The sequence below is a fragment of the Bacteriovorax sp. PP10 genome (assembly GCF_035013165.1).
GTDB lineage: Bacteria > Bdellovibrionota > Bacteriovoracia > Bacteriovoracales > Bacteriovoracaceae > Bacteriovorax > Bacteriovorax antarcticus.
The window spans coordinates 1,159,511-1,173,582 of sequence record NZ_JAYGJQ010000002.1 but is presented as its reverse complement, the minus strand read 5'-3'; the positions used below and the strand labels follow the sequence as shown (position 1 = coordinate 1,173,582).

Genomic DNA, 14,072 nt, shown 5'->3' with positions numbered 1-14,072 from the left:
CTCCTAAGCTGCCACATCTTTCCAATTTAGACGATCTGACGGAAGCAAGAATGAATTTAATTTTTCAGCAACGATGATTGGATTCGTTTTTTCTGAAATTAGGTATAACCCTTCAACGATAATTTGATTTTTTAAATTGATCTCTTTGGCATTATCAGCAAGTGAGTCACCAATGGGAAGGATAACAACGTTCGCAAGTACGATCCCCATGAATGTAGCAACAAGACACATCCCCATGGCCGGACCAACCATCTTCATAGCATCCGCTCCACCTAAATTCGACAGTAGTGCAATCATCCCGAGAACGGTTGCCATTAGTCCAAAGGCCGGTGGATACTTACCCAAATTTTTGAATTTTGTCGCTTCTTCATTGTAATGAGTAAACATATGGGCCGCACGACTTTCCAATACTTCAAAGAGCTCTTCACCCTTTAAAATATTATCGTCGATCATTTGCAGACCTTCTTTCAAAAAATGGTCATTGGTTTTTTCAATCACGGTCGCAATAGAATCACCACGGCGGTAAGCTTCAGCGATAATCATTAGATCTTTAATGATGTTGGAATACTCGACTCTTTTTCCTCTTAATAATCTATTAAAGAATACTTTGAGAAGTCTTCCCACCCTGTTGATCTGCATAGTGATGGCCGCAGCTCCCGCTGTCCCTCCAACCACCAGGAAGATTGCCGGTAGATCGGCAAAGAGATGGTATTCTTTTGCTGAAATGGTAGTGACAACTCCACCAAACATAACTGCAAGAATAAAGAAAAATCCTAATATCGAAAAAAAGTTCATTTTGAATCCTTTCAAAATATAATTTTGATTAAGCTATTTTAGTTACAGTTCCTGTAAATTCTCTCTTGATATCCATAAACCAGTCCATAATAAGTGGTGCCACTTCTTTTTGAGCTTCAGTACTCTCTGACAAATACTTTCTTGCGTAGTCGACAAATTGTGCTTGAATCTGGTTCTTACGATCCCCTTCAATTCTCTTAACAAGGACTTCGTTTTTAAGAACAACTGACATTTCCACATCAATCATCTCGCGCCCCTTAGATCCTTTTGAAGCAAATCTTGAAAGCTCTTCTTCTCTTTTCTCACCTTGAGAGATGAAGTACTGAACCTGGAAGTCCATTGGTAAACCTGAGACTAGTTCTTTAAAAACTGTATCCGGAAGTTGTGCAACAATCTCCCATGGAAGAATTTTCATTGCTGTCTCTTTCGCATCTTCTATTGACATATGTTTTAACAATGTTGCGTACAACTTCTTTTCAATTTCTGGTCTTGTTGTAGGCAGAATATCCACGATGCGTTTAATGAAAGGTGGCTTCTCTCTATTGTTTTTCACTGCAATTAATTTCTCTTTAAGAACCGGCATCAAGGCCACGATCTCTTCTCTTTGGAAATATGCACTTTCTTCAATAATATTTGCCGTCATTTCATAAGGCATAATTTTGAACATCTCCCCGATTGTATTAGCAGAAAGAACGTTGGCGAATACCACACCTAGAGCGGGATTTTCCATACAGAACTTCGCTGCTGTTTCAGGCGAAAGATCAAGAAGCAAATCACAGATTTCATAATCATCAATTAACGAAGGAACCATCATCATGTGAATGATTTGACTATTGATATAAGCAAAGGCCTTGCTTAATTCTGGTTTTGTCATTTCCCCGTCAAGGTTCATTTTCCATGTCGATCTCTCGTCATGAGTAAGTGCCTTGAAGAGATCTTTCAATTCATTATCTTCCAGTGTTTCTACCAGCCCTCTTAGAGCTGAAATTTCCTGATCTTTACTGACTTTAATCCAGTTTTTTAACATCAGGACTGTATCGTTATAATGAATGCTCACGACTTTTCTGAATCTCTCTAAAGTCTGATTAATTTTTACTGTTTGAATATCTGTTTGTGTCAGGTCAATACTCATATCGCTCTCCTCGGTCTCTAATAATTCTTCATCTGCTGTCAGCGCGGTCTCTTCAACTTTTTCTTCTACAACATCTTCAGATGTCCCAGAGTTTTCATTTTCCTGCTCGGACTCAACTTTACTTCCATTTTTCGCAATCAATAGTGCAATCACACCAAGAATAAACGAAGAAATGATAAGACCTATCATAATATCTAAATTCTTAAATCTATCACCGAAGCTAGTTTTAGAAAGATCTGTATTGGCATTCTTACTATCAATCTTACTCTCTTTAGATCCATTTGCCGCCGCTGCAGAATCTGCTGCTAGTTTGCTCTTCACTAAAGAATCTTTAAGGTCAAGATACTGAATGTTGATCTGCGGAATTACATCTTTAGTATTAAAACTTAATCCATTTACAACTTTTTTAATACTCTCTTTAGTTTCTTTAGAAAGTGCTTTATCAAAAGTAAGTTTGATATCAATAGTGCTCATGAAATTGAAAAGATTAAATCTCTCAGTCATCTCAATCATTGCTTTTTGAGCAAGCTCACTTTCTGACGTCTGAGATTCAATTGGCTCATCACCAACAATCGGCGCTTCTAAACCTAATTTGTTAAAAATAACAAAATCATCACCATCTTTTGGATACTCGGCAGCTGTAAACTTAACTTTTTTTGCTAAAACTGTTTTTGTGACTTTTTTAGAACTTGGATCTTCTGCTAAATCTTTATCAACACCAATTTTGACTTCTATAACGTAAGCATTTCTATCGATGATTGGATTAAGGGATCTTCCGATTTTATTTTCAATGCTTTCTTGAAGTTTAATCGCCTGCCACTCTATTGGCATTAAATTACCTTGCGCGGCCTCTTGCGCATTAACTGAAGCTGCAAGAACATAAACCATCAAAATAAAAATTGAAGTGAATTTACTTAGCATCACTTCCTCCTAACGATTTCCTTAGATAACTCTTCATCATGAAGGCATCCTTGTTTTCAGGATTCATACGGTATGCTTTTTCATACCAAGTTAATGATCCTTTGTGGTCTTTTGATAAATATAAAGTGCTCCCGATCATCTCAGGAACTATTGATAATTTAGGTTGTTCTTTTTCAATGCTCTTTAATAAGACCAATGCCTCGTCGTATTGCTGAGCTCTTAGAAGTCTCTGCGATTCAAACAGGTCATTAATATTTTTATCCAGCTTTCTAAATTCTAAAATATCTTCTTTCGCTACTAAGTTCATGCTCAATTCAATATCACTTTTAAACAGGTCGTTGAGAAGAATAGACTGACCTTCGTAGCCTTCTTTCTCTAAAACCAGAATGAAAAAATTTGATTTTGCATATGTCGAAGCTATTTCCTGGATATTTCCTTCATAAGGAGTTTTTCCAATTTTGTTTTTAATTGTCCCGTTTAAGTCACGGATGTAGATAACTGCATCAGTGGGCTCACTCTTAAGTTTAATTTGGTCAGCGTAACTTTCGTTAATAAAGCTGAATACAAAACAAACAAGGATTAATAGTAAATTCTTCATAAGCAGGTCTCCTAAGTTTTATTTCGGTCCTTAAAATAAAAACTTAAAGAGATTGAGGAAATTACTGTTTCATTTTTCACTAGGAAATACTTGTTTGTTTATTACCTTTTCACTCTTAGCGAAGCTTAATTCAGTATGGCATATTTCATTTTTTTGATCGTGAGAGGAAAAAAAGATACCGATTCAAAAACAATCCTGAACCATGAATGTTTTTTTTCACTGTGAAAATGGGTCTTTACCCTACTCTTTTACATTGGTTCAATAACTAAACTGAACCACGCCTCTCCCCAATGAAAGAGGTATTTTTTTAAGCAAAAAAAAAGGCCCCATCTTTTTACAGATGAGGCCTTCTCTTAATTTTATTTTTTAAAAAAATTATTCTAGAGCTGTAACGATTAAGCTAGCAACTTGAGTATCAGACAACGCGTTCATTTCATCGTTTTGTCCTTTGATTTGCTTAATTGAAGCTGAAAGAACGTCAGAAGCTTCTGCTCCAGCAAGAAAGTCAACAGCGTCTGATCTAACAGCTGCAAGTTGTTCTTTGTTTGCAGAAGTTGCTTCAGATGAACCAGTAGCTAGTGCAGTTGGAGTAACAACGATTGCTACTGCTGTTCTTACTAGACCGATGACTGTGTAAAGTGGAGATACAGTTAAGTCTACAGCGTATGTAGAGATTGAAGTAACAAGTAAAGCTGCAGCGATTAGTGATTTTAATTTCATAGATCCTCCGTATGTTTGTGTGAACAAAAACTAACACAGCTAAAAAAAAAAAATAGTGAGTATGTAAATATTCTGTGTTGTAAATAACTGTCTAAACTTTAGACAACAACAGAAGTTTTTATAGTGGTCTCTCTATATCTATGTTGCCCGGCCAAATAAAAGCTAAAATCACATTACTTATTTACTCTCAAGGATATGTTATGAAGTTAAAGCAACTTATGTTCATTATGGCCCTATGTACATCTGCTCATGCAGGTGAATTCAAGCTTTTGACCAACATTAAGTCAGATGCTGTTTCAGGCGTCCTTAAAGAGATTACTGCCGAACTCCCTACCAGTATGAAGGAGACCATCGGAAAACCTGTCACAGTCGAGTTTAAGAACTTAAATAAGGTATCACTGAGTGGTATTGATAATAACTGTTCAGAGAACATTATCGTTGGACGCGATATCATGCTGGACTCTAACAGCACGATTGAAGTTGAAAATGTTTTCGCAAAAGAAATCCAGAAAGGTAACCGCAAAATTAACTGCAACCATAAAGATATCAGAACATATATGAAGGCAACGATTGTTCACGAACTTGCCCACATGTATGACCAAAAGAAAAAGATCTCTAAGAGTCCCCTATTCCTTAATATCGGTGGATGGATTGCAAAAGGTCTGATCATTAAAAAAAGAACGAATCTTAATCAATTAAATGAGCGCTCTCCTGATAGATATGAATTCAAAAATAGCGCAGAAACGTTTGCTGTTAACTTTGAATACTTTCTTTATGATTCAGAATTCAAGTGCCGCAGACAAACTTATTATGAATACTATGCAAATATCTTTGGTGCAAAACCAGGAATTGAAAAAAGCTGTGAATCGATTAAGAAGATTGTCGTAACTGCGGGAATCAGCAACACAAAAACAGAAGCATCTTTAGTTCGCGATATGGATTTCAGTCGTCTTTACCAGGTTCATTATTTATTTGCCGGTAAAGGAAAAGCAGCGATGAGCCGATTTGGCCACGCGATGTACCGCCTGGTGTTCTGTGCTCCTGGAAAAGCAAAGGGCCCATCATGTATGAACGATACTGCCTACCATGTAGTTTTAAGCTTTAGAGCAAACGTTCAGGACATCACAACAAGTTATACAAAAGGCATGAACGGAGAATACCCTTCTCAATTATTCTTTCTTCCATTAACTGATGTTATTAATGAATACACGAAAGGTGAATTCCGCGAAGTAACGTCTCTACCTTTAAAGTTAACAGACACTCAAGCACAAAGATTTGTCACTCGTGCTTCAGAATTATTCTGGGGATATAAGGGTAAATACTTCTTCCTAACAAATAACTGCGCGACAGAAGCTCTTTATCTTTTAAAAGTTGCCAGAGGTGAAGACAACGATCTTCAGGTAAAAAACATTACAACACCATCAGGTCTTTATAGCTACCTGATTGATATGGGTCTAGGAGATACTTCTGTTCTAACCGATATCAAATCAGCTGAGAAAAAAGGATTCTTCTTTCCTGGTGTTGGTGAAAAAATCCTAACTTCGTTAAAAGTTCTTGGGATCACAGAAAAAGACTTTGCTAAATTTGTTGAAAACAATAAATCGGCAAAGAGAATGAAAATTTACCAAACGGCGATTGATAAGAGTGAATCAAAATTAAAAATGACTGCCAATGCTTTAAGAGTTGAAGACCTGATTGCTCAGTCTGAAGAAATTAAATTTGCTAAGAAAATTGGAGACCTGATTTTTGGTGAAGACGCTGACCCAACATTGAAAGCAGACTTAGGTGAAAAAGTTATTGAACTTCAACACCTGCAAGACCAATTGAGTGCAGATCATTATTTAAAAGCAGGATACGGAGTTCCACTAGCGGGAGAATTTGATTCTATTCCACAGGCAAAAATTGATGAAGTGGGAAGTCTGTCTGTTGAATACGCTTCGAAAATGAAAGACCTGGTTATGGAATATTTCCCTGAAGAAGTTAAAGAAATTCAGGCGATCGCTGTTAACCGTGGCAATTTGATTAACATGATTGCTTTAATCAATAACGGCGCACTTTAAAAATTATTACCTGGTGTAATCTTTCAAACCTGCATCAGGTAAACACAGAGGAAAAAAAGTGACTCTCATGACAGGAGCATTAAGCGGATTATAGCTACTGCCACCGGGAGAAATATTCGTTGATGTCCAACTCCCAACATAACTTCCAGTAGAAAGTTGTCCACGACTACCAGCTACTGATTGCGTCCCCGCCCCTTGATCCCAAGCATGCGCCATTTTAATGGATTGAGTAGATGAAGCAGTGACTGTGCCTACTGCAGTGAGAGTGGTCGTACCATTCCAGGTTCCAACTCTGGATAAGCTGCTATCAAAACCAACAAAGTTCACAGCTCCGTCTCCACCAACAACACGGCCATAACCATTCTGAGTCGAGTTTATCTGGCCATAACTTTGCGTGACGAAGGTTCCAGTGGTGGCATTAAACCAAGCCGCAGTTGGAACGGTAAAGTTGTCTTTGCTTCGAGTGACAGCTGCTGTGGTTGTGGGGATATAAGAAGTCGAAAAGGCCCCTAATTCTTGTTGGGCACCCCAGAGATAAATTGTTTTTCCAGCAGCGGCAGTACCATATATATCAATATAGGTAGCTGCCCAAAAATCTGTCGTATTTGAATTGGCAAAAACTTTAGTGGCCGAAAGCCTATACCATCCATTACCTACATTTTGTATTGATGCCGTCACACCCGTTGCTGGTGTAACTGTTAATGTCGAGAGATTAAAGGTCGTAACCAAATAACCGGGACCACTGACAACATGTTCAAAAATAATTTTTGAACTCGTACCGGCCTTGGCATAAACAGATTTAGTAACTGCAGTGCCTCCAGCATAGGTACCAACCAATTTGGTAATATAAGTATTACTTGCACCTGTAGTTGTTATTAAATCCGCAGACATTGTACCATCTGGAGCTAAGGCTGCATCTGCAGTAACTGTGATACTACTTTTTAACCAATAAACATTATCCATTTCGGCCGATCGAAACATATCATTGGTTCTTGCTTCTTCAATTAATAATCCTTTAGGCTCATGAGTATTTGGATCATAATCAAGCCTCGGACTATGTGCCGTGGCCGTCGATAAAACGCCCAAAGAATTATAATAAGTCGCAGTCGTTGCGCGAGAAAAGCTTGCACCAGCGCCCGTTATAAAGCTGCCAATTCCAGTATAGCTGGTCCCGTTTAAATGGTAGCGATCGTTGGCAAAATCTAAATCAAGAGTTGATCCATTCCTCACCCAATTTGAATCGGTACTTATCTGATAGAATGAACCATTAAAGAAATTATTAGTTGCGTGCGCAGTAAAGCTACTCATTAAAATGAAAATTAAAAATATTTTCATTTTAATATCCTGGCACCCATGAAACATAGACGTGTGTTCCCATCACCATATAGTTATAGAGTGTATGAGTACTTGCTGTACTCAGTCCATGATTTGTAGGCATGTGAACAGTCAAAGGAGTCACACCGACATCACTGAAAGCATTGAATGAGCAAAGTGCCGCCGTTGAGCCTTGAATCGCAAAAGCGTAAGAGCCGCCATCTTTTAAATTATTTAAATTAAACGTACCACAACTGCTCGCAGTGTATTGTTGATTTCCCGTAGAAAAATCGATGGTGGCCGTTGCGTTTAAAACAGAAGCTTTACCAACGATCGTTCCGTTAACTTGAAGTGCAGAGGTAGGAGTTGTTATCCCAATCCCTACTTTTCCTGACTCTAATATTGTTAGCGCATTTAATGGTGAGGCGATTGTTCCTGTTTGGAATTGAAATCCATTACTTCCGGCGGCAGAACCAGAAGCATCATTGAAGGATTGAAAATACATTATTTTTTTATTTCCTTCCGTCGACATCCCTCTTATATAGTTATGTTGATTAGTGGCATCTCCACCAGAAAGGTAAAGGTATTGCGAAGTATTGCGGCTTACACGCATTGCTCCTCCTAATACATCTAATTTATCACCAGGTACCGTTGTTCCAATTCCCATATTTCCACTAGCTGTCATTGTCATCAATGCCGTACCGTTATTACGAATATTCAAAATATTTGCAAGTGTTAAGGCAGTACCCGCACTTGTTCGACCATCTAGAATAATTGCAGCTCCTGATGCAGATAATCCATCATTAGCTGAAGGTACTAGTCCAAGTAAAGCTCCTCCAATTCCACTTACTCCTGTTGAAGCAAACGAAAATGTTGGAAGATAATTGGCCGCTCCACTCGCTCCTTCACTTACTGAAAAATACCCACCAGTTGTTCCATCTGTAACCTTAAATTGATTAACTCCAAAGGCCGCTGCTGGAGCATTCACTTCAAGTGCTGATGCTGGCGCTATTGTTCCAATCCCTACATTTCCAGCTGTATCAATAGAAAGCCTTGGATTATTGTTGGTTCTAAGCTGAAAATTATGATTCGATGTTGAGCCTGCCCATGCAACACCTAAAGTACTTGTCCCAAACATAAACTCAATACCATTCGTTAAATCCTTCCCCATGAAATAGGCCGGACCTGATGCTTGAGCAGAAATCGTTGGTACAACTGCTGCGATTGAAGCTTGAGGAGCTGTTCCATCAGTCACAACAAGCCTAGCATTTGGTGCTGTCGTTCCTATCCCTACATTATTTCCCGAAATCGCCATTGGCGAATTCGCAAGAGTACTCGTTGTATTATAATAAGGAACATAATTAGCAGTTCCTGCACCCGAAAGAGTTCCGGCCGGTAGATCACTTGAAACGAGTGCTCCAAAGCTCACACCACTCACTGAACCTTTTAAAACATTTCCTGTCGTCGATGTCGTCCATACTGGGGCACCAGAGGCCACAGTACTTAAAAGAACACTAGGTATGGCCGTAATCGGTAATCCACTTATCGCTGAAGTTCCATTTCCAAAAAGAAGTTGATTCACTCCAATCGTTGTATTTCCTGTTCCACCGTTTGCAACTGCAACGACTCCTGAAACATTGGTTGCATTACCATTAAATATTCCGGTAATTGTTCCTGCACTAAAATTTCCTGAAGAGTCGCGTTTGATGATTGCACTTGCAGTATTTGCATCAGTCGCGGCATTCGCCAAAGTTGTTCCTGCTGCAATATTTGCGGCCGTTGCTCCACCAACTGTTGCTACAGTGGCGGCCACTGACCCTGCCCCACTTGCTGTCACGTCACCAGTTAAGGCCGTAATAAAATTTCCAGTTGCTTGTTTTGCATTTAATTGTGCCTGGATATTTGATGTGGCCCCTGCCAAATATTGAAAGGCCGTACTCGTTACACTGCCGTCTGCAATTTGAGTTGCATCCAAATTATCAATGACTGGATCAACAGGAGTCGTCCAACTCATTACACCTGTTCCGTCAGTCGTTAAAAATTGTCCACTCGTTCCAACTGTTTTTGGTAAGACTAAAACAATATCAGATGCTAAAGATGAACTTGCTTTTAGCGAGACATAATTACTTGCACCCTTAAATTTTAGTAAAGTATCAAGCTGTAAATTTCCAGTTAGAGTTCCACCCGATAAAGAAAGCTTGTTGGCCGCTGAACTTACAACTTTATCCCAACTTGTTCCATTGTGAATAATCCAATCACCAACATCAAAGGCCACTGTATTATAAGTTCCGGCAACCGATACAATGTAGTACTCACCAGAAACCGGGGAAGTTAAATTAAGATTTGGTGTATTAGTGTTAGCATTCCAAACACCTTGATAAACTTGAGAGCTAGAAAGCGTACTTGGCTCCCACACTGTCCCGTTATATTTTAAAACTTGTCCTGACACTGCTCCCATATCACTTAGGTGAGCAATCTTAATACTTCCGTTTTCAAGAACAAAGGTAACTGGTACCGTTGCAGATCCATAAGCGTCTGCCAGAACCATGTCAAAAATCTTCCCTACACCAATAGCAACAGCAGAAAGCCCATTGGCAACTAACTGGCCAGACGTTGCACTTTCCACAACAAGAGTTTCAGTAACTCCATTATTAACAAGCTTGATTGTCTTAATATCTTTTAAACCACTACCATGAACAATGAGTTGATTATTTTGAACTTGAACTGAAGTGACACCTAATTTTAAATTTGTGAATGATGAAGGGTCTTTGAATTCGATTGCAAATTTTTTACCAACAGGAACACATCCTGCTGTGGCCAAAGCAGAAATCAGTACTATGACTATTTTTTTCTGATTAAATTTCATTTGCAAATCTCTGCGTTGGGATCTCGACTACATAGATAAGATTTAATTGCTTTATTTTCTTCTTTCAGTAATTCATTATTTTTCTTCAATTGAGCACTCTCTGCTTTAACTGAGGCGATTTCGCGATGAAGTCCTTGACTGTCATTAAACCATTTATGGAAAAGATCCTTAACTGCTTCTGTTAAGACCGCCACGAAGTTGGCATAGTTCACCCTCTTGTACCCACGAGCATCATTAGTAACAAGCTCAGGGGCCACTTTCTCGACTTCTTGAGCGATGAATCCCATATGGCGTGAATCATCTTCAAGGCTTCTTTCTTTCCATTGGAAAGTGACTCCTCTAAGATTTAAAACTTTATCGAGTCCATTAATAATTTCTTCGAAATTTTCTTTCAATCTAATATCAGATGAACAACTCATTCCAGAATTTGGCACTATCGTACAAGACCCTGTTCCACTTTCAAAAGTGGCCACTGTCGCTCCGGCCGTCGTTGTTTTCACATGTAATAATGTAGATGGAGCTGTTGTTCCAATACCGACATTTCCAGAACTGAGTACATTAAAAAGACCAATAGTATTGTTACTGACTTCAAATAGACCAGTTGGAACGTTTGAGCCGGAACTTGTAGCAACCTGAAATGAAGCTGTCTGAACTTTCATTCGGCCAGCAGCACTACCTGCTGCAGCTGAGAAAGTTACCTTATCGCCAGAATTCCCGACTTGAAACCATTGTGTATTTGCCGAATCCGACCAGCTAGAAGTTGCTCTAGTTCCACGGAAGGAAGTATTATTAAGAGCATCCTTAAGCGTAATATCGTTACCAGTTGTTGAGATACCAGCACTACCTGAACCTACTCTAAGATTTGTAGTGGAACGAATGTCTCCCACTACATCCAAGGGATAAATTGCTGATGATGTCCCAATACCGACATTGCCTGCATAAAAAACTGCTCCAACTCTCGCATATGCGACAGCGGCCAAATCTGTAGAAAAAGCAGTATTAACTGTCAGGTTGGTAGCATCTGTAATTGCTGTTATCGTTTTCACTTGCCCCGATGAGACGATTTGATCTCCCACTCTAAATGCCGCTGTAAAATTAGTTCCGACACCGACAACATCAGTTAAAGTTGAACTGATTGTTCCTGTCGGTGAAGTTTTATTCACGTATAGAGACGCGTTAGGTGTCGTCATTCCAATTCCAAAATTTCCATTAGCAAGAAGCGCAAGTGCATTTGTATCTTTCGCAGTAGCATAGCTTGATAGGAATAAAAGATTTCCCCCTATCCCACCTTGAGAAATATAACTAGGAGCTCCTGCTCGACTGAATACAATGTCGTTGCCGGTAAAATCTGTAGTATAGGTTCCTGCCACTGAAAGTTTTTGTGTTGGTGCAGTTGTCCCGATCCCGACGTTTCCAGTATTTAAAATCGTTAAACGATCTGTATTTGTACTTGATTGACGAGAAGTAATCGTAAAATGCTCAGCAGGATTCATTCCAAAATTCCAACCGGCCCCTGCAGATGTTCCATGTCTCATCGAAAAATTAGTCGCGCCCGTATTCTGATCTGCTAACAATAAAAAATTAGCATCATTGCTAGCGGCAGTACTCTCAACCTGGAAAAGAAAATCTGTCCCTGCATTTCCTAACACATGCAATAGCTTTTGAGGAGTTGCCGTTCCTACCCCGACATAACCAGATCCCAAAACAGTCATTAACGGAGTCGTTGCATTTGCAACTTGTGTAACAATCTCACTTGAGGCCAATGCCGCTCTAGTAGTTGCTCCATTCCATTTCCAACCGGACAATAGTATTGCCGCTGTCGTAGGTGCTGTACCGCCATGATAACCTACAAGGGCCGCAGGCACTCCGTTATTGGTTCCTGATTTGGTGAAACCTGCAAGTTGGTATCCGCCTGTTGTATTACTATAATTAACCCATTGAGCAGTTGTATTTGCACCCAATGTTGGACTAAATCCAGTAGTAGAAAAATCTGAAATCGTCACATTGGGATTACTGATTCTTAATGAAGGTGATGTTGATGAAACTTCAAAAATAGCACCTGGAGTTGTCGTTCCAATTCCTACATTGTTTCCTGAAATCGCCATTGGCGAATTCGCAAGAGTACTTGTTGTATTATAATAAGGAACATAATTAGCTGTTCCTGCACCTGAAAGAGTTCCAGTTGGCAGGTCACTTGAATCAAGAGCTCCAAAGCTCACACCACTCACTGAACCTTTTAAAACATTTCCAGTCGTCGATGTCGTCCATGTTGGTGCACCAGAAGCAACAGTACTAAGAAGAACTGCAGGTATCGCAGTCGTCGGTAATCCATTTATCGCTGAAGTCCCGTTTCCAAAAAGAAGTTGGTTCACTCCAAGAGTTGTATTTCCTGTTCCACCATTTGCAACAGCAACTGTCCCAGAGACATTGGTTGCACTTCCATTAAATGTTCCAGTTATTGTTCCTGCACTAAAATTTCCTGAAGCATCACGTTTGATAATTGTGCTTGCTGTATTTGCATTAGTCGCCGCATTTGCCAGAGCTGTTCCTGCTGCAATATTCGCGGCCGTTGCTCCACCAACTGTTGTTACAGTTGCTGTCACAGAACCAGCTCCACTCGCTGTCACGTCACCCGTTAAGGCCGTTACAAAATTTCCTGTCGCTTGTTTTGCATTTAATTGTGCTTGAATATTTGATGTGGCCCCTGCGAGATATTGAAAGGCCGCGCTCGTTACACTACCATCTGCAATTTGAGTTGCATCTAAATTATCAATGACTGGATCAACTGGAGTCGTCCAACTCATAACACCTGTTCCATCAGTGGTTAAAAATTGTCCGCTAGTCCCCAATGTTTTTGGTAGAACTAAAACAATATCAGATGCTAAAGATGAACTCGCTTTCAGCGAAACATAATTACTTGCACCTTTAAATTTAAGTAGAGTATCAAGTTGTAAATTACCAGTTAAAGTTCCACCCGATAAAGAAAGTTTATTGGCCGCTGCACTTACAATTTTATCCCAACCTGTTCCGTTATGAATAATCCAATCACCAACATCAAAGGCCACTGTATTATAAATTCCAGCAACTGTTACAATGTAGTACTCTCCAGAAACAGGAGAAGTTAAATTAATATTTGGTGTATTTGTATTAGCATTCCAAACGCCTTGATAAACTTGAGAGCTAGAAAGTGTACTTGGTTCCCACACCGTCCCGTTATATTTTAAAACTTGTCCCGCCGTTGCTCCCATATCACTTAAGTGAGCAATCATAATACTGCCATTTTCAAGAGTAAAAGTAACCGGCATCGTTGCAGAACCATAAGCATCTGTCAGAACCATATCAAAAACTTTCCCTACTCCAATAGCAATAGCAGAAAGTCCATTGGCCACCAACTGGCCAGATGTTGCACTTTCCACAACAAGAGTTTCAGTCACTCCGTTATTAACAAGTTTAATCGTCTTAATATCTTTTAAACCAGCACCGCGAACAATAAGCTGGTTATTTTGAACCTGAACTGAGCTGACATCTAATTTTAAATTTGTGAATGCTGATGGGTCTTTGAATTCGATTGCAAATTTTTTACCAACAGGAACACATCCTGCTGTGGCCAAAGCAGAAACCAGAATTATGAATATTTTTTTCTGATTAACTTTCATTTTTATCCAT

Annotated in this window: 8 protein-coding genes; 1 reads left to right on the top strand and 7 read right to left on the bottom strand. The window is 39.4% G+C overall.

The window, feature by feature from the left end; translation table 11 throughout:
- Positions 1–3: 3 nt before the first annotated feature.
- The 4 genes from SHI21_RS15805 to SHI21_RS15790 all read right to left on the bottom strand — a co-directional run bounded on the left by SHI21_RS15805 (position 4) and on the right by SHI21_RS15790 (position 4,166).
- Positions 4–795 carry a motility protein A gene (locus SHI21_RS15805; RefSeq protein ID WP_323577814.1) on the bottom strand — a complete coding sequence of 264 codons (792 nt, stop codon included), beginning with the start codon at positions 793–795 and terminating at the stop codon, positions 4–6.
- 28 nt (positions 796–823) lie between these two features.
- Positions 824–2,848 (bottom strand): SH2 domain-containing protein, encoded by a 2,025-nt coding sequence (locus SHI21_RS15800; RefSeq protein ID WP_323577813.1) that lies wholly within the window; start codon positions 2,846–2,848, stop codon positions 824–826.
- Positions 2,838–3,446 carry a tetratricopeptide repeat protein gene (locus tag SHI21_RS15795; RefSeq protein WP_323577811.1) on the bottom strand — a complete coding sequence of 203 codons (609 nt, stop codon included), beginning with the start codon at positions 3,444–3,446 and terminating at the stop codon, positions 2,838–2,840. Before SHI21_RS15795 ends, SHI21_RS15800 begins: the two co-directional genes overlap by 11 nt.
- Before the next feature lie 375 nt (positions 3,447–3,821).
- Entirely contained in the window at positions 3,822–4,166 is a 345-nt protein-coding gene (locus SHI21_RS15790; protein WP_323577809.1) for a hypothetical protein, read from the bottom strand.
- 200 nt (positions 4,167–4,366) lie between these two features.
- Between SHI21_RS15790 and SHI21_RS15785 the strand changes: the two genes are divergently transcribed.
- Positions 4,367–6,226, top strand: a complete 1,860-nt coding sequence (locus tag SHI21_RS15785; RefSeq protein ID WP_323577807.1) for a DUF7844 domain-containing protein — start codon at positions 4,367–4,369, stop codon at positions 6,224–6,226.
- Positions 6,227–6,232: 6 nt separating this feature from the next.
- Here the strand turns inward: SHI21_RS15785 and SHI21_RS15780 are convergent, their stop codons facing one another.
- The 3 genes from SHI21_RS15780 to SHI21_RS15770 form a co-directional block, all read right to left on the bottom strand.
- Complete coding sequence (locus SHI21_RS15780) at positions 6,233–7,456, bottom strand: phage head spike fiber domain-containing protein (RefSeq protein WP_323577805.1); 1,224 nt, start codon at positions 7,454–7,456, stop codon at positions 6,233–6,235.
- 106 nt (positions 7,457–7,562) lie between these two features.
- A complete protein-coding gene (locus SHI21_RS15775) occupies positions 7,563–10,406 on the bottom strand; it encodes a beta strand repeat-containing protein (RefSeq protein WP_323577804.1) in 2,844 nt (947 codons plus the stop codon).
- Complete coding sequence (locus tag SHI21_RS15770) at positions 10,403–14,062, bottom strand: tail fiber domain-containing protein (RefSeq protein ID WP_323577802.1); 3,660 nt, start codon at positions 14,060–14,062, stop codon at positions 10,403–10,405. The genes SHI21_RS15775 and SHI21_RS15770 overlap by 4 nt, the downstream gene beginning before the upstream one ends.
- Positions 14,063–14,072 lie beyond the last annotated feature (10 nt).

Excerpts from the sequence above, each read along its gene's own strand:
- SHI21_RS15805 (WP_323577814.1), bottom strand. The coding sequence starts at position 795 with ATGAACTTTTTTTCGATATTAGGATTTTTCTTTATTCTTGCAGTTATG.
- SHI21_RS15800 (WP_323577813.1), bottom strand. The coding sequence starts at position 2,848 with ATGCTAAGTAAATTCACTTCAATTTTTATTTTGATGGTTTATGTTCTT.
- SHI21_RS15795 (WP_323577811.1), bottom strand. The coding sequence starts at position 3,446 with ATGAAGAATTTACTATTAATCCTTGTTTGTTTTGTATTCAGCTTTATT.
- SHI21_RS15790 (WP_323577809.1), bottom strand. The coding sequence starts at position 4,166 with ATGAAATTAAAATCACTAATCGCTGCAGCTTTACTTGTTACTTCAATC.
- SHI21_RS15785 (WP_323577807.1), top strand. The coding sequence starts at position 4,367 with ATGAAGTTAAAGCAACTTATGTTCATTATGGCCCTATGTACATCTGCT.
- SHI21_RS15775 (WP_323577804.1), bottom strand. The coding sequence starts at position 10,406 with ATGAAATTTAATCAGAAAAAAATAGTCATAGTACTGATTTCTGCTTTG.
- SHI21_RS15770 (WP_323577802.1), bottom strand. The coding sequence starts at position 14,062 with ATGAAAGTTAATCAGAAAAAAATATTCATAATTCTGGTTTCTGCTTTG.